This window comes from Actinophytocola gossypii, assembly GCF_025165815.1.
Taxonomy (GTDB): Bacteria; Actinomycetota; Actinomycetes; order Mycobacteriales; family Pseudonocardiaceae; genus Actinophytocola; species Actinophytocola gossypii.
Map to the genome: position 1 here is coordinate 89,457 of NZ_JAFFZE010000019.1, position 24,028 is coordinate 113,484.

A 24,028-nucleotide genomic window follows, 5' to 3' on the forward strand; every position below is an offset into this window, starting at 1 on the left:
CTGGCGCGGGGTGCTCAGTCGGGAGCGACGCCGGGCTGGGCGCCGACGCGACCGGTGGTGGTCGCCTCGACGGCGGGCACGGTGAGCCCGCGGACCAGTCCGGGCGTGCGGTCCTGCCACGACAGCGCGGCGGACGGCACGGAGTCGGCCGGGTGGCCGCCCGCGTGGCCGGAGTGACCGGGGGCGGGGGCGCTCGGCGGGACCGGCGCGAACGGCGCCGGCCAGGTCGGGGAGTCGGGGAAGGACGGGGAGTCCGGCGAGCCGCGGCTGGGCACGCCGTCGTGGTGGACGCGGCCGGTCGCGGTGCGCTCGGCGGTCCGTCCGGGGTCGACGCCGGTGTCGGCGGCGGTGTCGCCGGCCGCGGCCGGGGCCTGGACTGGCGCGGCGGCGGGGGTGTCGGGGAGAAGGTCGGCGCCGAGGTCGAGGGGGAGCTCGGCGGTGTCACCCAGGTCGTCGACGGGCTCGGGGAGCACGTCGGCGCGGTCGCCGAGACGTTCGGCCGTCGACTTCAGCTTGTCGCCGACCTGCTTGATCGGCTGCTCGAGGGGGTTCTCCGACGGGGGCGGCGTGGCGAGGCGGTCGACGAGCCGGTCGAGCGTGTGCGTGACCGGGGTGATCACCTCCGCGACGACCGGGTTCTGGTCGCCGGGCGGGGTGGGGTCGGTCTCGGCCGACGCGGCCCCGGTGGACAGGCACCAGGCGATGGCGGTGCCGGCGGCGGCGCCGCCGATGACCGTCAACGTACGGCGGACGACGCGCCGCGCGATGGCGGCCGTGTCCCGAACGTTGCTGGTCTGATCCACCGGGGGAACCTCGTCTTGGGTCGATGGGTGACAGCGGTGAGGTAATCATCGAGGAGGCCTCGAAAGCACGTCGGAAGCACGTAGTCCCCCTGATCGTGTGACGAACACAGAGTGTTTCCACATCTCACGGTCGGTAGTCGTCGCTGGCGACCGCACAGTCGCGGGGAAAACTGTCCACAGGCAGGCGGATCCGCTCCCGAATGTCCGATCCACTCGATAACGTTTCGAACGTGACGAACTCCCCCGCCGATCCCCGGCCGGCACAGAAGAGGGCTCGCAAGGTCAGGCGGCCCCCAGCGGACGTGACCCAGTTCGTGCCCACCGGGCTGCGGGTCAGCGCCGCGCTGGCGTGGCGCTTCCTGTTCGTGATCGCCGCGCTGTACGTGCTGGTGTGGCTCGCGGGCTACTTCTCGCACATCATGGTGCCGCTGGCGATCGCGCTGCTGCTGGCCGCGTTGATGGCGCCCGGGGTCGACCGGCTGGTGCAGTTGCGGGTGCCGCGCGGCCTGGCCGCGTTGATCGTGATGGTCGCCGGCCTCGCCGTGGTCGGCGGGCTGATCACGTTCGTGATCATCACGTTCAGCCAGGGCCTGCCGAAGCTGCAGCAACAGGTCTCCGACTCGCTGGAGCAGATCCGCGACTGGCTGGTCCAGGGCCCGCTGCACCTGCGTCAGGAGCAGATCCAGGGCTTCATCGACGACACGATCGACGCCATCCAGGACAACCAGTCCGCGCTCACCGAAGGCGCGATCACCACCGCCACCACGATCGGCGAGATCCTCACCGGGTTCGTGCTGACCGTGTTCATCCTGATCTTCTTCCTCTACGACGGCGCCGGCATCTGGCGGTTCATCACCCGCGGTGTGCCGTCCCGGGTGCGCGAGCGGGTGGACGTCGCCGGGCGGCGCGGGTTCGCCGCGCTGGTCAGCTACGTGCGGGCGACCGCGGCGGTGGCGCTGGTCGACGCGGTCGGCATCGGCATCGGGCTCGCGATCGTCGGCGTGCCGCTGGTGGTCCCGCTGGCAGCGCTGGTGTTCCTGGCCGCGTTCGTGCCGATCATCGGTGCGGTGCTGGCCGGCACGGTCGCGGTGCTGGTGGCCCTGGTGGCCAACGGGTTCGTCCCGGCGCTGATCGTGCTGGCGATCGTGGTCGGGGTGATGCAGCTGGAGAGCCACGTGCTGCAGCCGTGGCTGCTCGGCCGGGCGGTGCGGCTGCACCCGCTGGCCGTGGTGCTGGCCATCGCCGCCGGCCTGGTCGCCGCCGGGATCGCCGGCGCGCTGCTGTCGGTGCCGCTGCTGGCGGTGCTCAACGCCGGCATCAAGTCGCTGGTCAACGAGCGCGGCACGGACCCGGACGAGGTCGACGTGCTGCACGAACAGGAGTCCGAGGCACCGGAGACCGACGCGAAGCCCGACGACACGAAGGCGACCTGGGAACGCCCGTGACGGCTCAGGTGCGCGTACCGAAGGACCCGACCGTTCCGCTCTGGCGGGCGGCGGTCCTGCTGCGCGTGCTCACGTTGCTGTTCGCGGCCGTGGTCGTGGTCACCTACCTCGACGAGTACGCCCGGCCGTGGCTCGCGCTGGTCACGATCGGCGTGATGGCCGGGTGGACGGGGGTGGTCTCGGCCCGCTACCTGCGGCCGACCGACCGGCTGCTCGGCTTCACCGTGGCCGACCTCGCGGTCAGCTGCGCGGCGATGTCCGCGTCGCGGCTGGTGCTCACGCCCGAGCAGCTGGCCGGCGGCTCGACGCCGCTGGTGACCACGGTCTGGGTCACCGGGGTGGTGGCGGCCGGCGCGGTGGGTGGCGGGCCGACCGTCGGCGCGGTGTTCGGCGGGGTGGTGAGCGCGTTCAACTACGGGGTACGGGGTTACGTCGACATCGACCTGACCCGGGACCTGTTCCTGCTGGTGGGGGTCGGGTTCGTGCTCGGCCTGGCGGCGGCCTCGTCCCGCCGGTCGGCGGAGCGGCTGGCGCGGGCGCTGCGGGTGGAGGCGGCGACGGCCGAGCGGGAGCGGCTGGCCCGGTCGATCCACGACAGCGTGCTGCAGGTGTTGGCGCGGGTGCGGCGACGGGGTGCGGAGCTGGGCGCCGGCGGGGAGGCGGTCGAGCTGGCCCGGCTCGCCGGGGAGCAGGAGATCGCGCTGCGCACGCTGGTGTCGACCGCGCCGGGGACGACCGGGGAGGACGACACCGCCGATCTGGCGGCGCGGCTGCGGCTGCTGGCCACCGGGCGGGCGGAGGTGTCGGTGCCGGCCACCGAGGTGCGGTTGCCGGCGACGGTGGCGGCCGAGCTGGAGTCGGTGGTGGCCGAGGCGCTGGCGAACGTCGTGCGGCACGCCGGCCCGGACGCGCGGGCGTGGGTGTTGCTGGAGGATCTGGGCACCGAGGTCGTGGTCAGCGTGCGGGACGACGGGGTCGGGATCGCGCCGGGCCGGCTGGCCGAGGCGGAACGGGAGGGACGGCTGGGGATCGCGTCCTCGATGCGGGGTCGGATCGCCGACCTCGGGGGAACGATCGCGGTGGAGACCGAGCCGGGAGCGGGGGTGGAATGGGAGCTGAAGGTACCGAGGGCATCTCGGTGATGGTGGTCGACGACCACCCGATGTGGCGCGACGGCGTGGCGCGCGACCTGGTCGAACGCGGGTTCGAGGTGCGGGCCACGGCCGGGGACGAGGCGGCGGCCGTGCGGATCGCGGGGACCGTGCGACCCGATGTGGTGCTGATGGACCTGAACCTGGGCACCGGGTCGGGGGTGACCGCGATCGGGGAGATCACCGGCGCGCTGCCGGCGACCCGGGTGTTGGTGCTGTCGGCGAGCGGGGAGCACGCGGACGTGCTGGAGGCGGTGAAGGCCGGCGCGTCCGGGTACCTGGTCAAGTCGGCGTCGGTCGAGGAGCTGGTGGACGCGGTGCGCCGGACCGCGGCGGGCGACGCGGTGTTCACGCCGGGGCTGGCCGGGTTGGTGCTCGGCGAGTACCGGCGGATGGCCGCCGCGCCGCCGGGGGACGGGCTGCCGAGCGTGACCCAGCGGGAGACCGAGGTGCTGCGCCTGGTCGCGAAGGGGCTGACCGCGCGGCAGATCGCGAGCCGGCTGCGGCTGTCGCACCGGACGGTGGAGAACCACGTGCAGTCGACCCTGCGCAAGCTCCAGCTGCACAACCGGGTGGAGCTGGCCAGGTACGCGATCGAGCACGGCCTGGACACCGACCCGGAAAGCGATGGCGGCCCGCAATAGGCTGGGGACACCGACGTCCTCTGGAGCTTTCTGATGCACGACCCACGGGTGCTGCTCGACCCGGCCACCGACGCGGTGCGCAAGCTCGCGCGCCGCGGCTACGACCTCGACCTGGACGCGCTGGAGAAGCTGTTCTCCCGGCGCACCGCCACGGTGTCCGCCACCGACGACGCGCGGGCCGAGTCCAACCGGGCGGCCAAGGAGGTCGGCGCGGCGGCCAAGCGCGGCGAGGACGTCACCGCCGCACGCGAGCGCGCCCGGGAGTTGAAGGCCCGCATCGGCGAGCTGGAGGAGCAGCAGCGCGCGCTGGCCGCCGAGTTGGACGAGTTCCTCATCGGCATCCCGAACCTGCCAAGCGACGAGCTCCCGGACGGCAGCACCGACGACGACGCCCGGCTGGTCGACACCTGGGGCGAGCCGCCCGCGTTCGACTTCGAGCCGGCCGACCACGTCGACCTCGGCGAGCGCATGGGCATCCTCGACCTGGCCCGCGGCACGAAGCTGTCCGGTCCCCGGTTCGCCGTGCTGCGCGGCGCCGGTGCCCGGCTGGAGCGGGGCCTGGCCCAGTACCTGCTGGAGACGCACACCGAGCGGCACGGCTACACGGAGTTCTCGGTCCCGGCGATCGTGAACCGTCCGACGATGACCGGCACCGGGCAGCTGCCGAAGTTCGAGGCCGACCTGTTCCGCACCGGCGTCGCCGACCGGGAGCTGTTCCTGATCCCGACCGCCGAGGTGCCGATCACGAACCTGCACGCGGGCGAGACGCTGCGCGCCGAGGACCTGCCGTTCGCGTACACCGGGCACACCCAGTGCTTCCGGTCGGAGGCCGGCTCGTACGGCAAGGACACCCGGGGGCTGATCCGCCAGCACCAGTTCGCGAAGGTGGAGCTGGTGCGGTTCTGCCTGCCGGAGCAGGCGGCCGAGGAGCTCGAGGTGCTGCGCGGGCACGCGGAGACGGTGCTGCGCGAGCTGGAGCTGGCCTACCGGGTGGTGACGCTGGCCGCGGGCGACACCGGGTTCTCCGCGCGCTACACCTATGACCTGGAGGTGTGGCTGCCCGGTCAGGGCCGGTACCGGGAGATCTCCAGCGTGTCGGACTTCGGCACGTTCCAGGCCCGCCGGGCCGGCATCCGGACCAAGGCCAAGGACGGCACGAAGGGCTTCGCCAACACCCTGAACGGGTCGGGCCTGCCGATCGGCCGCACCCTGGTCGCGATCCTGGAGCAGCACCAGCGCGCCGACGGCTCGGTCCGCGTCCCGGAGGCGCTGGTCCCGTACGTGCGGTTCGAGCGGATCAACCCGGACGGCACCACTTCCTGAGGGCTACCGTGGTGGCGTGACCGCCAACTTCGATCCACGTGAGCTGCGCGTGTCCGACGCGGAGCGAACGCACGTGGTCAGCGTGCTGCAGAAGGCCATCGGGCACGGGATGCTCAACCTCGACGAGTTCACCGCGCGCACCGACCGGGCACTGGCCGCCAAGACCCGCGCCGAGCTGAACGTGCTGCTGGTCGACCTGCCCGGGGTGACCCACCGCGACTCCGACTCGCCGCTGCGGCCGCGCCCGGAGCGGATAAACGCCGTCATGGCCTCGATCCACCGCGACGGGCAGTGGCGGGTGCCGAGGGACCTGCTGATCACCAACCGGCTCGGCTCGACCGACCTGGACTTCTCCGAGGCGATCATCGAGCACGCCGAGGTGAACATCGAGCTTCGGGTGTCCGGCGGCTCGGTGACCATCCTGCTGCCCGAGCGGGGCTCGGTGGACGCCCAGCAGGTGACGATCGCCGCGGGTGGGCTCAAGGACAAGGTCGGGGTGCGCGGCGGCGGCCGTCCGCACTTCGTGCTGTCGGGTACGGTCACCGCCGGCTCGCTGCACCTGCGCCGGGCCAGCTACAACCGGATCGGCCGGCTGGTGATCCGGTCGCCGTGGAAGCTGTCGTGGGACAACTCGGACTAGTACGGAGGATCGTGTGAAGGCTCTGGTCAAGACGGCCCAGGGCCCTGGGCTGGAACTCACCGACGTGCCGGAGCCCCGGCCGGGGCCCGGCGAGGTGAAGCTGCGCGTGCTGCGGACCGGGATCTGCGGCACCGACCTGCACATCGAGTCGTGGGACGAGTGGGCGGCCGCGACGATCACGCCGCCGCTGGTGGTTGGCCACGAGTTCGTCGGCGAGGTGGTCGAGGTCGGCGACGCGGTGACCAGGGTGAAGGCCGGTGACCTGGTGTCCGGCGAGGGCCACCTGGTGTGCGGAACGTGCCGCAACTGCAAGGCGGGCCGCCGGCACCTGTGCATCAACACGATCGGGCTCGGCGTGCACACCGCGGGGGCGTTCGCCGAGTACGCCGTGCTGCCGGAGCAGAACGCGTGGGTGCACACCCACCCGGTCGACCTGGACGTGGCCGCGATCTTCGACCCGTTCGGCAACGCGGTGCACACCGCACTGTCGTTCCCGGTACTCGGCGAGGACGTGCTGATCACCGGCGCCGGCCCGATCGGGCTGATGGCCGCGGCGGTCGCCAAGCACGCGGGCGCCCGGCACGTGGCGATCACCGACGTGAGCGAGCCCAGGCTGGACCTGGCCCGCAAGATCGGCGTCGACCTGGCGCTGGACGTGAGCCGGCACCGGATCGGCGAGGTGTACCCGGAGCTGGACATGTCCGAGGGCTTCGACGTCGGGATGGAGATGTCCGGCCAGCCGTCGGCGCTGCGCGAGATGATCGCGAACATGACCCACGGCGGCCGGATCGCGATGCTGGGGCTGCCGTCGAACGAGATCGCGGTCGACTGGAGCCGTGTGGTGCTCAAGATGCTGACGATCAAGGGCATCTACGGCCGGGAGATGTTCGAGACCTGGTACGCGATGTCGGTGCTGCTGCAGGCCGGCCTGGACATCTCCCCGGTGATCACGCACCGGTTCGCGTACACCGACCACGCGGCGGCGTTCACGACCGCGCGGGACGGCATGTGCGGCAAGGTCATCCTCGACTGGACGGAGAGCTGATGTACGGCGCGATGCGCGAGAACCTGCTGGCCGAGCTGGAGGAGATCCGCGCGGCCGGGCTGTTCAAGGCGGAGCGGGTGATCAGCACGCCGCAGAACGCCGCCGTGCGGGTCGGCGCCGAGGAGCCGGTGCTGAACTTCTGCGCCAACAACTACCTGGGCCTCGCCGACCACCCCGCGCTGGTCGCCGCCGCGAAGGACGCCCTCGACCGCTGGGGCTTCGGCATGGCGTCGGTGCGGTTCATCTGCGGCACCCAGGAGCCGCACAAGGAACTGGAGCACGCACTGTCGCGGTTCCTCGGCACCGACGACACCATCCTCTACAGCTCGTGCTTCGACGCGAACGCCGGCCTGTTCGAGACCCTGCTCGGCCCCGACGACGCCGTGATCTCCGACGAGCTGAACCACGCGTCCGTGATCGACGGCATCCGCCTGTGCAAGTCCCGCCGCCTGCGGTACAAGAACCGGGACATGGCCGACCTGGAACGCCAGCTCAAGGAGGCGGCCGACGCCAGGTACCGACTGATCGCCACCGACGGCGTGTTCTCCATGGACGGCTACCTGGCGCCGCTGGACGAGATCTGCGACCTGGCCGAGGCGCACGACGCCCTGGTGATGGTCGACGACTCGCACGCCGTCGGCTTCGTCGGCGACACCGGCCGAGGAACGCCCGAGCTGTTCGGCGTCACCGACCGCGTGGACATCGTGACCGGCACCCTCGGCAAGGCCCTCGGCGGTGCCAGCGGCGGCTACACGTCCGGTAGGGCCGAGATCGTGGCGATGCTGCGTCAGCGGTCGCGCCCGTACCTGTTCTCGAACAGCCTGGCCCCGTCGATCACCGCCACCGCGCTGGCGGCACTGGAGCTGCTGTCCTCCTCCGGCGACCTGCTGGCCCGCCTGCGGGAGAACACGCACCTGTTCCGCACCCTGATGACCGAGGCTGGCTTCGACCTGCTGCCCGGCGAGCACCCGATCATCCCGGTGATGATCGGCGACGCCGCCGAGGCGGGTCGGATGGCGGACCTGCTGCTGGCGCGCGGGATCTACGTGATCGGCTTCTCGTACCCGGTGGTGCCGCACGGCAAGGCCAGGATTCGGACGCAGATGTCGGCCGCGCACTCGGAGGCGGACGTCCGGCGCGCTGTCGAGGCGTTCGTGGCCGCACGTGCGGACCTGGGCTGAACTGTGCGGTTCGCTGCGCATGAATGTCCTTGATCAAGCAACGGGAGCCACGCAGCGGAGCGAACCGAACACGGCAGTGGGAATTTCGTGCGCAAGTGCTAACGATTGGCCAGACCGCGCGTCCCGTAGTGCCACAATGTTCGTCAACTCTGACAGGTGACGTCACCGGAAGCCCGGCGGCGTCACACCAGAGCCCCCACGCCGGCGAACGCCGAGCGTCGGGGCCCGGCCCCAGCCCCAGGGCAAAGGCCGGGCTTCGCGCCGCCGGCACCGGTCGCGTAGCCCCCCGAGCGATCGGTGCCGGCGGCGCGGTCCGTCAGAACCACCCGATGGTCGTGCTGTCACGGGCGCGGAAACGTCCCAAGACGCCGCGTTCCCGGCCAGGCCGGTTCGTGGCACCGCCGCGATCACACGGTGGCCGGTCCCGCGAGCCGGACCTCGACCCGTGCTCGGCATCGGCGCCACCGCCGAGCGCCACCTCGACGGTGGCGCCACCTCACAGGACGACGTTGACCAGGCGGCCCGGTACCACGATCACCTTGCGGGGCTCGTCGCCGCCGGTCAGGGCGGTGATCTTCTCCTCGGCCAGGGCCGCGGCGCGTACCTCGTTCTGGGTGGCGGTGGCGGACACGGTCACCCGCGCACGAACCTTGCCGTTGACCTGGATCGGGTACTCGACGGTGTCCTCGACCAGGTAACGCTCGTCGGCGCGCGGGAACGGGCCGTGGGCCAGGGACTCCTCGTTCCCCAGCGCGCGCCACAGCTCCTCCGCCACGTGCGGGCACAGCGGGGCCAGCATCAGGACCATCGGCTCCAGGACCGAGCGGGGCACCGGCTTTCCCGCGTACGTCTTGGTGACGTGGTTGTTCAGCTCGATCAGCTTGGCGCCGGCCGTGTTGAAGCGCATGGCCGCGTAGTCGGCGTGGACGCCGTCGATGGCCTTGTGCAGGGCGCGCAGCGTGGACTCGTCGGGGACCTCTTCGGAGAACCGTGCCTCGCCGGTCGTCTCGTCGATGACGTTGCGCCACATGCGTTGCAGGAACCGTTGCGCGCCGACGACATCCTTGGTCGCCCAGGGGCGGGAGACCTCCATCGGGCCCATGGCCATCTCGTAGAACCGGAACGTGTCGGCGCCGTACCGCTCGCACATCTCGTCCGGCGTGACCACGTTCTTCAGGCTCTTGCCCATCTTGCCGTACTCCTGGCGGACCTCCTTGCCCTGCCAGAAGAACTTGCCGTCCTCTTCGGACACTTCCTCGGCCGGGACGTACACGCCGCGCTCGTCGGTGTACGCGTACGCCTGGATGTAGCCCTGGTTGAACAGCTTGCGGTACGGCTCCGGCCCGGACAGGTGACCCAGGTCGTACAGCACCTTCTGCCAGAACCTCGAGTACAGCAGGTGCAGCACGGCGTGCTCGATGCCGCCGATGTACAGGTCAACCCCGCCCGGGTCGTTCGGGCCGTGCTCCTCGGGCCGCGGGCCAAGCCAGTAGCGCTCGTTCTCCGGCTCGCAGAAGCGTTCGGTGTCCGTCGGATCCACGTAGCGCAGCTGGTACCAGCACGAACCCGCCCACTGGGGCATCACGTTCGCGTCCCGCCGGTACCGCTTCATGCCGTCGCCCAGGTCCAGGTCGACCTCGATCCAGTCCGCCGCGCGGGACAGCGGCGGGGACGGCTCGGTGTCGGCGTCGTCCGGGTCGAACGTGCGGGGGGAGTAGTCGTCGACCTCGGGCAGCTCGACCGGCAGCATGCTGTCCGGCAGCGGGTGCGGCAGGCCGTCCTCGTCGTACACGATCGGGAACGGCTCACCCCAGTACCGCTGGCGGGCGAACAGCCAGTCGCGCAGCTTGTACTGCAGGCGGCCCTCGCCGTGGCCGTGCCGTTCCAGCCACTCGATGATCGTCTTCTTGGCCTCGGCGACGTCCATGCCGTCCAGGAACTCCGAGTTGATCGCCGGCCCCTCGCCGGTGAACGCCTCGCCGTCGAAGCCCTCGGTCGGCGCCACGGTGCGGACGATCGGCAGGCCGAACTCGCGGGCGAAGTCCCAGTCGCGCTGGTCCTGGCCGGGCACCGCCATGATCGCGCCGGTGCCGTAGCCCATCAGCACGTAGTCGGCGATGAAGACCGGGATCTCCTTGTCGTTCGCGGGGTTCAGCGCGAACGTGCCGACGAACACGCCGGTCTTGTCCTTGTTCTCCTGCCGGTCCAGCTCCGACTTCCTGGACGCGGCCAGCCGGTAGGCGGCGATCGCCTCGGCCGGGGTGGCTGCGCCGCCGGTCCAGCGCTCGTCGACGCCCGCCGGCCACTCGGCGGCGGTGATCCGGTCGACCAGCGGGTGCTCGGGGGCCAGCACCATGTACGTCGCGCCGAACACGGTGTCCGGGCGGGTGGTGAAGACCTCGATGGCGTCGTCACCCACCGGGAACCGGATGTGCGCGCCGGCGGACCGGCCGATCCAGTTCCGCTGCATGGTCTTGACCTTCTCCGGCCAGTCCAGCGTGTCCAGGTCGTCGACCAGGCGGTCGGCGTACGCGGTGATCCGCATCATCCACTGGCGCAGGTTCTTGCGGAACACCGGGAAGTTGCCGCGGTCGCTGCGGCCGTCCGGGGTGACCTCCTCGTTGGCCACCACTGTGCCCAGGCCGGGACACCAGTTGACCGGCGCGTCGGACTGGTACACCAGCCGGTGGGAGTCGATCACCTTCCGCTGCTCGACCCGGGACAGCGCCGACCACGCCCGGCCGTCCGGGGTGGCGCGCTCGCCGCCCGCGTACTCGGCCTCCAGGTCGGCGATCGGCCGGGCCTTGTTCACCCGCTCGTCGAACCAGGCGTTGTAGATCTGCAGGAAGATCCACTGCGTCCAGCGGTAGTACGTCAGGTCGGTGGTGGCGATCCGGCGGCGCTCGTCGTGGCCGAGGCCCAGCTTGCGGATCTGGCTCAGGTACCGCTGGATGTTGTCCTCGGTCGTCTTGCGCGGGTGCTGGCCGGTCTGCACGGCGTACTGCTCGGCGGGCAGCCCGAACGCGTCGAACCCCATGGTGTGCAGCACGTTCCGCCCGGTCATCCGGTGGTAGCGGGCGAACACGTCGGTGCCGATGAAGCCCAGCGGATGCCCGACGTGCAGACCCGCCCCGGACGGGTACGGGAACATGTCCTGCACGAACAGCTTGTCCTCCGGCACGTCGCCGGCGAGCGGGCCGACCGGGTTCGGCGCGTGGAACGTGCCGTTCTCCTCCCAGTACCGCTGCCAGCGGGACTCGATCGAGTTGGCCACCTCGGCCGTGTACCGGTGGGCCGGCGTGGACTCGTCGCTCATCGGGGGTCCTTCCCTGCTGCACTCGCTCGCGGACACAAAAAACCCCTCTGCCACGAGGGCATGAGGGGTTTGCCGCGCCGACACCTCGGGGTCAGCGCGGCCACCTAAGGAGCAGGCGTCCGCTCATGCCATCAGAATAGCGCGGGCGCGACCACCAGCCATCCGGGTTCCGCACGAATGCGGTTTTCCGCAGGTCAACCGTGCGGTGAACCGCAGTGTTCGATGATCACGTCCCGCATAGCGTCGCGGCCATGTTGCTCAACACGATCTCGAGCACACCAGCGTGCCCGGCAACCGCGCGGCCCTGCCCCACCCGCACGCCCACGGCTACGAACCGCTCCCGACGGACCCGCCTCGGGTCGTGGACGCCACGTACATGGACCCGTCACTGGACTGGGCGGCGGGCGAGATGATCTCCACCACCCGGGACCTGACGCGCTTCGTCACCGCGTTACTCGACGGCCGGCTGACGAGCCGGGAGAGCCTGGCCGAGATGCGGCGGACGACGGACGCCGGCCCCCTGTTCCGCTACGGGCTGGGACTGCAGGAGTTCACGGTCCCGTGCGCCGACGGCCCGCAGCCGGTGTGGGGCCACACCGGCCAGCTGATCGGTTACCTCACCGTCGCCCTCGCGGACGGGGAGGACACGTCGATGGTCCTGTCCCTGAACCCGTACGAACAGGACCCGCCCGTCGAGGCGGTGCTGGCCATGGCGGTATCGGTGTTCTGCCGCTGACCCGGGCACGCTTACCATCGAGGGCGTGCAACTCCTCGCGTTCGTGCCCCTGGTGATCGGGCTGGTCATTGCCGTTGTCGGGGTTCTCGGGGTCCGGGAGCGGCTGCCGCGCAACCGGTTCGGCGGGGTGCGGACGGCGGCCACGATGCGCGACGACCGGACCTTCCGGGTCGCGAACAGGGTCGCCGGGCTACCGGTCGCCGTCGCCGGGACGGTCGGGGTGGTCGCCGGAGTCCTGGGACTCGCGGCGGACAGCCTGGTCCTCGCGATCGTCGGGTTCGTCGGGATGACCGGGATCGCGCTCGCCGGCGGGGTGCTCGGACACCGGGCCGCGGAGGCGATGCCTGAGCCGGTGCCGGAGGAGAAGCCGGAGCTGCCGGCGGGCTGTCGCGGGTGCGCGTGCGGCGGGTGCGACCTCGCCGCGGCGGTGCAGCGGTCAGTTTGAGCGAACGTCACCCGGATGGGTGGCGAGCAGGGCCAGGGGCATGCCCTGGCGTCTCAGCACCCGGCCCCACAGGTCCTGGTCGGCCGGGGCGAGCACGTCGCTCGGCAGGGCCGGAACCACGATCCAGTCACCGCGCTCGATCTCGCCGGCGACCTGGCCGACGTCCCAGCCCGCGTAGCCGGCGAACACCCGCAGGCCCCGGAACTTCGGCACCAGGGAGTCCGGGTCGGCGTCCAGGTCGACCAGCGCGACCGGGCCGCGCACGCCGATCAGGCCCTTGACGCCGCTGGCCTCCTCGCCGGTGCGCATCGCGGCCAGGCACAACGCCGTCTTCTGCTCCACCGGGCCGCCGACGAACACCGAACCGGGGTTGGTCACGTGCGGGCCCCAGCTGGGCAGCACGTCGTCGACCGGGACCTCGCTGGGCCGGTTGAGCACCACTCCCAGGGTGCCCTCGCCGCGGTGGTCGATCACGAACACCACCGTGCGGCGGAAGTTGGAGTCGGTGAGGCTGGGAGCCGCCACGAGCAGCGTGCCCGGCTCCACAGCTGCGTCGGGGGCTGCGTCGGACGACTCGGATCGCACGGGGACATGATCCCACCCGTCCAGTCGGAATCCAGCGGCCGGATGGACTTTCGGGAACAATGGGTGGGGCCGGCTCGTTGGAGTCGGTGGCAGGAGCACCACCGTGTCCCCCGGGCTCAACCTAGAAGAGCCTTTGTGGAATACCGTCCGGCTGGAGCCACACTGCGCCAACCGCCGAGAGGCGACCGGGTGCTCCACCACCGAACGGCGTGCGCCCGCTTCGGCGGGTCGCACGCCGTTCGGACTTCTAACGACCTCCTGACGGTCGCCGCATAGGGTGAGTAGTCGTGAACACCGCCGCGCCCGTCGACTCGGCCCATCACTCGCGGATCGGGCCGCGGCGCCTGCTCGCGATCGCCGGGTTCCGCCGTCTGCTGCTGTCCCGGTTCGCCTCCCAGTGGGGCGACGGGTTGTTCCAGACCGGGCTCGCCGGCGCCGTCGTGTTCAACCCGGAGCGTGCGGTCAGCCCGCAGGAGATCGCCGCCGGGTTCGTCGTGCTGCTGTTGCCGTACTCGCTGGTCGGACCGTTCGCCGGTGCTCTGCTGGACCGCTGGGACCGGCGCCGGGTACTGGTCGGGGCGAACCTGCTGCGCGGCACGCTCGTCGTGGTCTCCGCCGTGTGCGTGGCGACCGGGGTGGAGGGGCTGCCGCTGCTGATGCTGGCCCTGGTCGTGGTCGGCATCAGCCGGTTCGTCGGGGCCGGGTTGTCGGCCGCGCTGCCGCACGTGGTGCCGGTCCGCAACCTGGTCGAGGCGAACGCGCTCGCGGTCACCCTCGGCGCGGTCGTGTCCGTCATCGGCGCGGGCTGCGCGGTCGGGCTGCGCTCGCTGTTCGGGGAGGACAACGCCGGCTCCGGGATCACCACCGCGGTGGCCGTGATCGGCTCGGTGCTGGCCGCCGGGATCGCCGTGCGGTTCGCCCGCGGCGCGCTCGGGCCGGACGAGGTCGACGAGCCCGACACGGCGATGGCGGCGGTGGCCAACGGGCTGTTCGACGGCGGCCGGGTCGCGCTGCGCACGCCGAGCGTGGCCGCCGGGTTCTGCGCGCTGCTCGCGCACCGCGCGTCGTTCGGCATCTCGCTGCTGCTCACCGTGCTGCTGATGCGCTTCAGCTTCGACGACTTCGGGCCGATCGAGGCCGGGCTGCCCGGGCTCGGCGTGCTGCTCGGCTTCGGCGCGGCCGGGATCTTCGTCGCCGGGGTCACCACCGCCCGGCTGGTGACCAGGATCGGGCGGAAGCGGGCGGTGCTGGCCAGCCTCGCCACCGCCGCGGTCGCGCAGCTCGGGCTGGGGCTGCCGATGGTCATGCCGACCGTGCTGATCGCCGCGTTCGTGATCGCCTACGCCGGGCAGGTGGTCAAGCTGTGCGTGGACGCCGCCGTGCAGCGCGACATCGGCGACGAGACCAGGGGCCGGGTGTTCGCCCTCTACGACATGCTGTTCAACATCACCCAGGTGCTCGCGGTCGGCGTCGCCGCGGCGGTCATCCCGGCCGACGGCCGGTCACCGGCGCTGATCGTGGCCGCGACCGCGGTCTACCTGGTCGGGATGGTCGGGTTCGAGCTGGTCACCCGTCGGCGGACTCGTCCGGCGTGATGCCCTGCTCGGCCGCCCAGCGGCGCAGCTCGGCGACCGCGTCGTCGTACTCCAGCGGGCCGCGGTCCAGGCGCAGGTCCTTGAGGAACCGCCACGCCTTGCCCACCAGCGGGCCCGGCGGCAGGCCGAGCAGCCGCATGATCTCGTTGCCGTCCAGGTCCGGCCGCACCCTGGCCAGGTCCTCCTCGGCGGCGATCCGCGCGATCCGCTCCTCGAGGCCGTCGTAGGTGCGCTGCAGCGCGGCGGCCTTGCGCTTGTTCCTGGTCGTGCAGTCGGCCCGCACCAGCTTGTGCAGCCGGGGCAGCAGCTCGCCGGCGTCGGTGACGTAGCGGCGCACCGCCGAGTCGGTCCACTCGCCCTTGCCGTACCCGTGGAACCGCAGGTGCAGGTACACGAGCTGGGCGACGTCCTCGATCACGTCCTTCGGGTACCGCAACGCGCGCAAACGCTTGCGGGCCATCTTGGCGCCGACCACCTCGTGGTGGTGGAAGCTCACCCCGCCACCGGGGATGTGCCGGCGGGTCGGCGGCTTGCCGATGTCGTGCAGCAGCGCGGCCAGACGCAGCACCAGGTCCGGCGAGTTCTCCGGCTCCTCCAGGTCGATCGCCTGGTCGAGCACCACCAGCGAGTGCTGGTAGACGTCCTTGTGCTGGTGGTGCTCGTCGATCTCCAGCCGCATCGCCGGCACCTCGGGCAGCACGTGCTCGGCCAGGCCGGTGTCGACCATCAGCTCCACGCCCCGGCGCGGGAACCGGCCGCACAGCAGCTTCGACAGCTCCGCCTGGATCCGCTCGGCGGTGATCCTGGTCAGCTCGTCGCGCATCTCCCGGATCGCGTCCAGCACCCGGGGCTCCGGCACGAACCCGAGCTGGCTGACGAACCGGACCGCGCGCATCATCCGCAGCGGGTCGTCGGCGAACGACTCCTGCGGGGTGGCCGGGGTGTCCAACCGCCGCCTGGCCAGGGCTGCCATCCCGTCGTGCGGGTCGACGAACCTCCGGCGCAGCAGGTCCACGGCCATCGCGTTGACCGTGAAGTCCCGCCGCACCAGGTCGGCCTCGATCGAGTCGCCGAAGCGGACCTCCGGGTTGCGGCTCTGCCGGTCGTAGGTGTCCGCGCGGAACGTGGTGATCTCGAGGTCGGTGCCCCGGCGGCGGGCGCCGATCGTGCCGAACGCGATCCCGGTCTCCCAGACCGCGTCCGCCCAGCCGTCGACCAGCTCGCGCACCCGCTCCGGGCGGGCGTCGGTGGCGAAGTCCAGATCGCTGCCCAGCCGGCCGAGCAGCGCGTCCCGGACACTGCCGCCGACCAGGTACAGCTGGTGCCCGGCCTCGGCGAACCGCTCGGCGAGCTCGTCCGCCGCCGGGAAACTCAGACGTTCGAGCGCCGCGCCGGGTTGGGTCAGGTTGGACACGGGGTGCGAGGGTAACTGGCGGCGCCGCGACCAGGCCAACCACCGACCCGGCCGACCTGCGGCGCACTACGATCGCGTGCATGCCCTCGTCGTCCGGCCGGCCTCGGGGCGCCCGTGCTGGGCGCCGCGGCCGTCGGCGTGGCCAGCGCCAGAAGCAGCGGATGACCTCGGTGGACGAGACCTCGGCGGGCGGCGTGGTGGTCAACACCGAGCGGGACCGGGTGGTGCTGATCGGGCGCCTCGACCGGCGCGGCCGGCTGCTGTGGTCGCTGCCGAAGGGGCACATCGAGGAGGGCGAGACGCCGGAGCAGACCGCGGTGCGGGAGGTCACCGAGGAGACCGGCATCCTGGGCGAGATAATTCGCCCGCTCGGCACCATCGACTACTGGTTCGTCGCCGACCGCCGCCGGATCCACAAGACCGTGCACCACTTCGTGATGACGGAGCGCGGCGGCGAGCTCAGCGACGAGGACATCGAGGTGACCGAGGTCGCCTGGGTACCCCTGGACGAGCTGGAGGAGCGGCTTGCCTACGCCGACGAGCGCCGGCTGGTGCTGCGCGCGCTCGAGTTGCTGGAGCTGCGCCCGACTGGAGACGACAGCGGCGGTACGAGCGACGGCGCACCGCGCGACCTGCCGGCCGGTGCGGACGGAGGCTGATCCGGCATGACGTTCCCGCGTACCGCGGGCGGGCTGCTGGCCACCGCGCTGCTCCTGCTGGCCCCGGTGGCACCCGCTGCCGCCAACCCGATCGGCGACCAGGTGCCCCCGAGCGGCGGCGAGAAGCTGCTGCGGCTCGAGGTCACGACGATGTCCCCCCGGGTGATCACCGCCGACACCACCCGGCTCACCGTCACCGGCCGCGTCACCAACGTCGGCGACCGCGCGGTCGACGACGTGGAGGCCAAGGTCCAGCGGGGCGAGCCGCTGGAGCGCGACGCCGACCTGCAAGAGCTCGCCGACCACGCCACCGACTCGGCCACCTCCCCGTTCGTCGAGGTCGCCGACACGCTCGAGCCGGGCGACTCCGCCGAGCTGACCGTCACCGCGAACGTGCGCGGCACCGAGCAGTCGCTCGCGCTGAACTCGCCCGGCGTCTACCCGCTGCTGGTCAACGTGAACGGCAGGCCGGACTACGGCGGACAGGCCAGGCTCGCGGCCGTGTCGATCCCGCTGCCGGTGCTGTCCATCCCCGGCGGCGGCACCGCGTCCCCGGAGGCTGAGCTGCCCGGCGTGTCGATCGTCTGGCCGATCCTCGGCACCCAGCCCCGCCGGCTGCCCACCACCGACGGCTCCACCGTGCTCACCGACGACGCGCTCGCCGACGCGCTGGCCCCGGACGGGCGGCTGTTCGGCCTGGTCAACTCGGTCGCCGAGGCCACGGCCGGCAACGGCACGCTGCTCAACTCGCTGTGCTTCGCCATCGACCCGGACCTGCTGCGCACGGTGTCCGACATGACCGGCGGCTACCAGGTGCGGACCGAGACCGGGCGGCTCGTGCCCGGCGAGGGCGCGAACGCCGCGTCCGACTGGCTGACCAGGCTGTCCGACCTGACCCGCGGCCGGTGCGTGTTCGCCGTGCCCTACGCCGACGCCGACCTGGCCGCGCTGTCCCGCTCCGGTGCCGTCGAGCTCGCCCAGCTCTCCGCCGGCTCGTCGGTCGTGGCCGACGTGCTGGCCCCGGTGCAGCCGGTGTCCGAGCTGTTCTGGCCGGCCGGGGGCTCGTTCGACCAGCGCACCCTGGTCGACCTCGCCACCGTCGGCCCCACCACCGTGCTGGCCGACCCGGCGCACCTGCAGGGGGTCACCGGGCGGGCGCCGTACGCGGTCACCGGCACCACGACCACCCACCCGGTGCGCGCGCTGCCGGTCGACCCGCTGGTGTCGAACGCGCTGGACGTCGGCCGGGGCGGACCCGGCGTCGACCGGTCGCTGCAGAACGGGCTCGCCGCGCTCGCGTTCCGCACGCTGTTCGACGGGCGGCCGGGCGGCGAGGTGCTGGTCACGCCACCCCGCAGGTGGATGGCGTCGGCCACCGAGCTGCGCGGGTACCTCGACTTCGCGCAGCGGCTGTTCGACGGCGGCTACGCGGAGCCCCGCTCGCTGGCCGGCACGGTGTCCGGGCCGAACCGGGGGACCGTCGGCGGGCTCGCCTACACCCCCCGGGACAGCGCCCAGGAGATCCCGGCCTCGATCACCGCCGACGTGGCGCGCATCAACCAGGTCAAACGCGACCTGCTGGACGCCATGAACGACGACAACACCAACGACGTCGACCCGAACACGCTGCTCTCGCCGCTGCAGTACGGCCTGCTGCGCGGCACGTCGACCGCGTGGCGCGGCTCGCACCGCAAGGCCGCGGCCCTGGTGGCGGAGGTCGACGAGCAGCTGGAGGCGCTGTGCGACCAGGTCGTCATCAACGACCCGCAGCAGCCGCTGACGCTCGCCTCCGGGGACAGCCCGATCCCGGTCACCCTGTCCAACGGGCTGCCGGTGAGCATCGAGGTGCGGGTCCGGCTCGCGGCTCAGCCGGGACTCACCCCGCAGCCGTTCCAGGACGTGCTGCTGCCGCCGCAGTCCGCGCGCACCGTGCTCCCGCAGGCCGAGGCGAGCCGCGCCGGCCGGTTCAAGGTCGACGTGTCGCTGTCCACCCCGGGCGGCACCCAGCTCGGCAGCACCGAGCAGCTCGAGGTGAGCTCCAGCTCCTACGGCGTCATCACGATCGCGCTCACCGGTACGGCGGGCGGGATCCTGATCGTGCTGGTGGCGTTCCGGATCTTCCGGCGGGTGCGCGCGGCGCGGGCGGGCGAGGCCGTCGACCCGACCGGGCCGGAGCCGATCGTGGAGGACGGGGACCGCGTTGACCCGTAGCAAGGGCACCGAGACGGCCCAACCGTCGCTGGCCAAGGCCAGCGGGTCGATGGCGATCGCCACCCTGGTCAGCCGGATCACCGGGTTCGCCTGGAAGGTCATGCTGGCCTGGGCGGCCAGCATCGGCGTGGTCAACGACTCGTTCACCGTCGCCAACACACTGCCCAACATCGTCTACGAGCTGCTGTTCGGCGGCGTGCTCGCCAGCGTGGTGATCCCGCTGCTGGTCCGCGCCCAGGACGACCGGGACGGCGGCCTGGCCTACACCCAGCGCCTGATCACCATGGCGATGACGCTGCTGGCGATCGGCACGGCGGTCGCGGTGGCGCTGGCCCCGCTGTTCACCCGGCTCTACATGGACGGCTCGACCGGCAACGCCAATCCGGAGCTGGCGACCGCGTTCGCCTACCTGCTGCTGCCGGAGATCCTGTTCTACGGGCTGTTCGCGATCCTGTCCGCGGTGCTGCAGGCCAAGCACGTGTTCGGGCCGCCGGCGTGGGCGCCGGTGATGAACAACCTGATCGTGATGGCCACCATCGGGGTGTACGCGCTGCTGCCGGGCGAGATCTCGCTCAACCCGGTCCGGATGGGCGACGCGAAGCTGCTCACCCTCGGCATCGGGGTCACCCTCGGCATCGCGGTGCAGGCGCTGGTGCTGGTGCCGGCGCTGCGCCGGATCGGCTTCCGGTTCCGCTGGAACTGGGGGCTCGACGAGCGGTTCCGCGAGTTCGGCGGGCTCGCGCTGTGGATCGTCGGCTACGTGGCGATCAGCCAGGTCGGCATGGTGTTCACCACCCGGGTGCTGACCTCGGAGGCCCCCGGCGGCGCGGCGATCTACGCCAACGCCTGGCTGCTGTTCCAGCTGCCCTACGGGGTGATCGGGGTGTCGCTGCTGACCGCGATCATGCCCCGGCTCTCCCGCGCGGCGGCCGACGGCGACACCGACCGGCTGATCGGCGACCTGTCGCTGGCCAGCCGGCTGTCCACGGTGCTGCTGGTGCCGCTGTCGGCGATCCTCACCGTCGCCGGCTCGGCCATCGGCGTCGCGTTGTTCGGCTACGGCAACGCCGACGTCGAGGACGCCCGGCGGCTCGGCGACGCGCTGGCGTTCTCCGCGTTCGGGATCCTCCCGTACGCGCTGGTCATGCTCCAGCTGCGGGTGTTCTACGCGATGAAGGACGCGCGCACCCCCACGCTGATCATGGTCGTGATGACCGTGGTGAAGATCCCGATGCTGTACCTGTGCGCGGGCTACCTGCGCCCGAACGACGTGGTGATCGGCGTGCTGCTGGTCAACTCGCTGACGTTCGTGGTCGGCGCGGTGCTCGGCCAGATGTGGCTGTGGGTGCGGCTCGGCCGGCTGCAGAGCATGCGGGTGGTGCGGGTGATCGCGCAGACCGTGGCCGCCGGCGCCGGGGGCGCGTTGGTGGCGTTCGGCGTGAGCCTGCTGATCGACCTGGTGCTCGGCTCGGCCGGCCCGACGCTGGTCGCCTGGATCGAGGTCGTGGTCCTGTCGCTGGTCACCGGGGTGGTGGCGTTCGCCCTACTGGTCGCGTTCAAGGTGCCCGAACTCGAGCCGGCCAGGCAACGAATCACCCGGTTGGTACGTCGAGGGTAGGGAAGAACGGCGAGAAGAACCCCCCGGGTTCACGTACGCTCGTTCTGATCGGCCGAACAAGCGTCAGAGAGTGCTGTGACCACGAGGCGAACCGAGTCCCTGACGGGCGAACTGGAACCCGGCGGCGGCTCCGGGGAACAGTTCCTGCTGCCCGGAGCCGTGATCGGGGACGGCCGCTACCGCCTGTTGGCCCAGTTCGGCGTGGACGAGCGGGCCCGCGCCCACCTGTGGCGTGCCCGCGACGGACAGCTGCGCCGCGACGTCGCGCTCACCGTCCTGGTCGGCCGGCCGGAGGACACCCGGCGGGCGCAGGACGCGCGCCGCACGCTGGAACGGGCCGCGCACGCCGCCCGGTTCACCCATCCGGGGATGGCCCGGGTACTCGACGTGCTCAGCCTGGGCAACGGCGTCACCGCCGGTGAGGGCCTGCTCGGCATCGTGGTCGCCGACTGGTCGGCCGGCACCGACCTGGTCGACCTGATCGCCGAGCACCCGCTGCCGGCCGCGACCGCCGCCCGGCTGCTCGAGCCGCTGGCCGCCGCGGTCGAGCGCGCGCACGTCGCCGGGATCGTGCTCGGCGTCGACCACCCGCTGCGGATCCGGGTCACCCCGGAGGGCACGCTGCGGCTCGCGTTCCCCGGTCCGCTGCCCGAGGCCGTGCCGCGCGACGACGTCAAGGGGCTCGGCGCGATCCTCTACCTGCTGCTCACCGGCCGCTGGCCGCTGCCAGGCGGGCCGGCCGCGGTGCCGGCCGCGCCGATCGCCCCGGACGGCACCATCGTGCCGCCGGAGTCGCTGCACACCCACGTGCCGCACGAGCTGTCCGCGGTGGCGCTGCGCAGCCTGGAGGACACCTCCATCGGCGGCATCCGGACCAGCGCGACCCTGCTGACCGTGCTCGACCAGGCGGTGGAGTCCGCCGAACAGACCGAGTTCCTGCGTCCCGTGGTGCCCGGCACCGAGGACGACGACGGACCGGTGTGGACCACGAGACCGCCGGTGCGGGACAAGGCCCGCCGGCGCAAGCTCGCGGTCGGCGTGACCGCGCTGGCCGTCGCCACGGTCGGGGTGCTCGCCTGGCTGGGCATGATGCTGATCGACTTCTTCGGCGACGACACCGGCAGCGACCGGGTGGTCCAGATCACGCCGACGCCGACCGAGCAGAACTCGGGTCAGAGCCAGGTCCAGCCGCCGTCACCGCCGCCCGCCGAGCCGGTGGCGCCGGCCGAGGTGGCCGAGTACAACCCCGAGGGCGCCGAGGACGACGAGGCCGACGCCGGCAACGTCACCGACGGCGATCCGGCCACGCTGTGGGAGACCGACAAGTACGAGCAGCCGTTCCCCGCGCTCAAGCCCGGCGTCGGGATCATCGCGACCTTCGACGAGGCGATCCGCTTCGCCTCGGTCGCCGTCGAGTCGCCCAGCCCCGGCACCGTCGTGGAGATCCGCTCGGCGTCCTCACCCGAACCCGAGCTGGAGGAGACCACGGTGATCGCCTCCCAGGAGCTCGGCGAGGGCCGCACCGAGATCGAGCTGCCCGACGCCGAGCCGACCGAGTACCTGATCGTGTGGATCACCACACTGGGCGAGGGCAACGAGTCGGCGCTCGCCGAGCTGGAGTTCGTGCGGGCGGCACAGCAGTAGTGGACGTGTCAAGGCCCACACCTCCGATCGTGTCCCGGCCGCCCGATATCCTCTTCCGGTGACCACCGCCGCCAGCTCGGACGCCGATCTCATCGCGGCGCACGCAGCCGGTGACCCGCGTGCCTTCGCCGAGTTGGTGCGCCGTCACCGGGACCGGATGTGGGCCGTCGCCCTGCGCACGCTGCGCGATCCGGAGGAGGCCTCCGACGCGCTGCAGGAGGCGTTCATCTCCGCGTTCCGCGCGGCCGCCTCGTTCCGGGCCGAGTCGCAGGTCACCACGTGGCTGCACCGGATCGTGGTGAACGCCTGCCTCGACCGGGTGCGCCGCCGCCAGTCCCGGCCGACCGTGCCCCTACCGGAGACCGGACCGGGTGAGCCGGCGACCACCCGCGACTCGATGGCTGAGCGGGAGACCAGCCTCGTCGTGCGGAACGCGCTGAGCTCCCTGTCCGAGGACCAGCGGGTGCCGATCGTGCTGGTGGACGTGGAGGGCTACTCGGTCGCCGAGACCGCGAAGATGCTCGGCATCGCGGAGGGCACCGTGAAGAGCCGGTGCGCGCGCGGCCGGGCCAAGCTGGCCAAAGTTCTGGGTCATCTCCGGAACCCGGATGCAGATGCGAACGTCCCAGATGGCGCAGTTGAAGGGCGAGGTGTGCCGGTGAGGCGCCGCGGGGAGGGACGATGACAGACAGCACAAGGGGCCCGTCGGGGCCGCCCTGGTCTGTCGACCTGCTGGCGGACCTGCACGCCGGGGTCCTCGACGAGGCGGAGTCCGCGCGGCTGTGGCCGCAGGTGAACGCCGACCCGGAGGCCCGCGCGATCCTCGACGCCCTCGACTCGGTCACGGCCGACCTCGGTGACTTCGCGAACGCCCCGGTCGAGCCGATGCCGGCCCAGTTCGCCGCCCGGCTGGACCAGGCGCTGGCCGCCGAGGCACGGGCCAGGGGACCGGTGACCACCGCACCGCCGCCCCGACCCGTAGCTCCGGCACCGCCGTCTCCACCACCACCGGTCGCACCGGTCGTCGACCTGGCCGCCGCACGCAAGCGGCGGAACCGGATCGCCGCCTGGAGCACCGGAGTGCTGACCGCGGCCGCCGCGGCGGCGGCGATCGCGTTCGTCGCCATCCCCGACAACACCACCGACGGCACCGCCGCGCCGGGGGACACGGCCGAGAACGAGCAGCCGAGCGAGGGTGCGGCCCAGCCGCCCGTCGCGCTGTCCCGGGACAACCTGTCCCCGGCCATCGGGGAAGTGTCCGGCGAGAACGACTACGGCGCGTTGGAGGACGAGGACGGCCTCCAGCAGTGCCTGGACAGCCAGGGCATCGACGCTCCCGGCGACACCATCGGCGTGCGCCCGGTGACCCTCGACGGCACGGAGGGCGTCGCGGCCCTGCTCGGCGCGGGGCGGGGCCAGTTCCTCCTCGTCGTCGTGACGCCGGACTGCGACGAGACGCTCGCCGAGACCGAGCTGCCCTGACGCGAACACCTGAGGGGCCGCGTGGACACCCGTCCGTGCGGCCTCTTCTCGCATCGTGGGGTACCCGATGGTCACCCGAGTGGGGCGGAAC

At 72.2% G+C, this 24,028-nt stretch carries 19 protein-coding genes and 1 pseudogene; 16 read left to right on the top strand and 4 right to left on the bottom strand.

The features are described from left to right. Nucleotides 1-14 precede the first annotated feature (14 nt). Nucleotides 15-803: a hypothetical protein gene (locus JT362_RS25735; protein WP_260194322.1), complete on the bottom strand. Its 789-nt coding sequence runs from the start codon at nt 801-803 to the stop codon at nt 15-17. 302 nt (nt 804-1,105) lie between these two features. Between JT362_RS25735 and JT362_RS25740 the strand changes: the two genes are divergently transcribed. The 7 genes from JT362_RS25740 to JT362_RS25770 are packed head-to-tail and all read left to right on the top strand — an operon-like array spanning nt 1,106 to nt 8,232. Beyond that, nucleotides 1,106-2,248, top strand: coding sequence for an AI-2E family transporter (locus JT362_RS25740; RefSeq protein ID WP_260194323.1), 1,143 nt, complete (start codon nt 1,106-1,108; stop codon nt 2,246-2,248). Next, nucleotides 2,245-3,390, top strand: coding sequence for a MacS family sensor histidine kinase (gene macS, locus JT362_RS25745; RefSeq protein WP_260194324.1), 1,146 nt, complete (start codon nt 2,245-2,247; stop codon nt 3,388-3,390). The genes JT362_RS25740 and macS overlap by 4 nt, the downstream gene beginning before the upstream one ends. Further along, complete coding sequence (locus tag JT362_RS25750; protein ID WP_260194325.1) at nt 3,357-4,043, top strand: response regulator; 687 nt, start codon at nt 3,357-3,359, stop codon at nt 4,041-4,043. Before macS ends, JT362_RS25750 begins: the two co-directional genes overlap by 34 nt. Before the next feature lie 33 nt (nt 4,044-4,076). Then, nucleotides 4,077-5,366, top strand: coding sequence for a serine--tRNA ligase (gene serS / locus JT362_RS25755; protein ID WP_260194326.1), 1,290 nt, complete (start codon nt 4,077-4,079; stop codon nt 5,364-5,366). A gap of 16 nt (nt 5,367-5,382) precedes the next feature. Then, nucleotides 5,383-6,006 carry a DUF1707 SHOCT-like domain-containing protein gene (locus JT362_RS25760; protein ID WP_260194327.1) on the top strand — a complete coding sequence of 208 codons (624 nt, stop codon included), beginning with the start codon at nt 5,383-5,385 and terminating at the stop codon, nt 6,004-6,006. A gap of 13 nt (nt 6,007-6,019) precedes the next feature. Then, nucleotides 6,020-7,051: an L-threonine 3-dehydrogenase gene (gene tdh / locus JT362_RS25765; protein WP_260194328.1), complete on the top strand. Its 1,032-nt coding sequence runs from the start codon at nt 6,020-6,022 to the stop codon at nt 7,049-7,051. Next, nucleotides 7,051-8,232, top strand: coding sequence for a glycine C-acetyltransferase (locus JT362_RS25770; RefSeq protein WP_260194329.1), 1,182 nt, complete (start codon nt 7,051-7,053; stop codon nt 8,230-8,232). The genes tdh and JT362_RS25770 overlap by 1 nt, the downstream gene beginning before the upstream one ends. Before the next feature lie 496 nt (nt 8,233-8,728). Here JT362_RS25770 and leuS read toward each other — a convergent pair whose 3' ends face one another. Next, nucleotides 8,729-11,548, bottom strand: a complete 2,820-nt coding sequence (leuS, locus tag JT362_RS25775) for a leucine--tRNA ligase (RefSeq protein ID WP_260194330.1) — start codon at nt 11,546-11,548, stop codon at nt 8,729-8,731. Between the two features lie 277 nt (nt 11,549-11,825). Between leuS and JT362_RS25780 the strand changes: the two are divergent. Further along, nucleotides 11,826-12,284, top strand: a pseudogene (locus JT362_RS25780) (serine hydrolase domain-containing protein); the annotation flags it as partial. 25 nt (nt 12,285-12,309) lie between these two features. Then, nucleotides 12,310-12,729: an SdpI family protein gene (locus JT362_RS25785; protein WP_260194332.1), complete on the top strand. Its 420-nt coding sequence runs from the start codon at nt 12,310-12,312 to the stop codon at nt 12,727-12,729. Here JT362_RS25785 and JT362_RS25790 read toward each other — a convergent pair. Beyond that, nucleotides 12,721-13,314, bottom strand: a complete 594-nt coding sequence (locus JT362_RS25790) for a YqgE/AlgH family protein (RefSeq protein ID WP_260194333.1) — start codon at nt 13,312-13,314, stop codon at nt 12,721-12,723. The genes JT362_RS25785 and JT362_RS25790 overlap by 9 nt on opposite strands. A gap of 287 nt (nt 13,315-13,601) precedes the next feature. Here JT362_RS25790 and JT362_RS25795 point away from each other — a divergent pair, with 287 nt between their 5' ends. After that, nucleotides 13,602-14,909, top strand: coding sequence for an MFS transporter (locus JT362_RS25795; protein WP_260194334.1), 1,308 nt, complete (start codon nt 13,602-13,604; stop codon nt 14,907-14,909). Here JT362_RS25795 and JT362_RS25800 read toward each other — a convergent pair. Beyond that, complete coding sequence (locus JT362_RS25800; protein ID WP_260194335.1) at nt 14,881-16,323, bottom strand: CCA tRNA nucleotidyltransferase; 1,443 nt, start codon at nt 16,321-16,323, stop codon at nt 14,881-14,883. The genes JT362_RS25795 and JT362_RS25800 overlap by 29 nt on opposite strands. 80 nt (nt 16,324-16,403) lie before the next feature. Here JT362_RS25800 and JT362_RS25805 point away from each other — a divergent pair, with 80 nt between their 5' ends. The 6 genes from JT362_RS25805 to JT362_RS25830 all read left to right on the top strand — a co-directional run bounded on the left by JT362_RS25805 (nt 16,404) and on the right by JT362_RS25830 (nt 23,937). Next, nucleotides 16,404-16,982: an NUDIX hydrolase gene (locus JT362_RS25805; protein ID WP_260194336.1), complete on the top strand. Its 579-nt coding sequence runs from the start codon at nt 16,404-16,406 to the stop codon at nt 16,980-16,982. Nucleotides 16,983-16,988: 6 nt separating this feature from the next. Then, nucleotides 16,989-19,193, top strand: a complete 2,205-nt coding sequence (locus tag JT362_RS25810) for a DUF6049 family protein (protein WP_260194337.1) — start codon at nt 16,989-16,991, stop codon at nt 19,191-19,193. Beyond that, nucleotides 19,183-20,811 (top strand): murein biosynthesis integral membrane protein MurJ, encoded by a 1,629-nt coding sequence (gene murJ, locus JT362_RS25815; RefSeq protein ID WP_375546556.1) that lies wholly within the window; start codon nt 19,183-19,185, stop codon nt 20,809-20,811. Before JT362_RS25810 ends, murJ begins: the two co-directional genes overlap by 11 nt. Before the next feature lie 75 nt (nt 20,812-20,886). Next, nucleotides 20,887-22,455: a protein kinase family protein gene (locus JT362_RS25820; RefSeq protein WP_311202755.1), complete on the top strand. Its 1,569-nt coding sequence runs from the start codon at nt 20,887-20,889 to the stop codon at nt 22,453-22,455. A gap of 58 nt (nt 22,456-22,513) precedes the next feature. Beyond that, nucleotides 22,514-23,140: an RNA polymerase sigma factor SigM gene (gene sigM / locus JT362_RS25825; protein ID WP_260194338.1), complete on the top strand. Its 627-nt coding sequence runs from the start codon at nt 22,514-22,516 to the stop codon at nt 23,138-23,140. Next, nucleotides 23,137-23,937, top strand: a complete 801-nt coding sequence (locus tag JT362_RS25830) for an RsmA family anti-sigma factor (RefSeq protein ID WP_260194339.1) — start codon at nt 23,137-23,139, stop codon at nt 23,935-23,937. The genes sigM and JT362_RS25830 overlap by 4 nt, the downstream gene beginning before the upstream one ends. Nucleotides 23,938-24,028 lie beyond the last annotated feature (91 nt).

Coding starts and splice junctions, on each gene's coding strand:
- JT362_RS25750 (WP_260194325.1), top strand. CDS start 3,357: ATGGGAGCTGAAGGTACCGAGGGCATCTCGGTGATGGTGGTCGACGAC.
- serS (WP_260194326.1), top strand. CDS start 4,077: ATGCACGACCCACGGGTGCTGCTCGACCCGGCCACCGACGCGGTGCGC.
- JT362_RS25770 (WP_260194329.1), top strand. CDS start 7,051: ATGTACGGCGCGATGCGCGAGAACCTGCTGGCCGAGCTGGAGGAGATC.
- leuS (WP_260194330.1), bottom strand. CDS start 11,548: ATGAGCGACGAGTCCACGCCGGCCCACCGGTACACGGCCGAGGTGGCC.
- JT362_RS25805 (WP_260194336.1), top strand. CDS start 16,404: ATGCCCTCGTCGTCCGGCCGGCCTCGGGGCGCCCGTGCTGGGCGCCGC.
- JT362_RS25810 (WP_260194337.1), top strand. CDS start 16,989: ATGACGTTCCCGCGTACCGCGGGCGGGCTGCTGGCCACCGCGCTGCTC.
- JT362_RS25830 (WP_260194339.1), top strand. CDS start 23,137: ATGACAGACAGCACAAGGGGCCCGTCGGGGCCGCCCTGGTCTGTCGAC.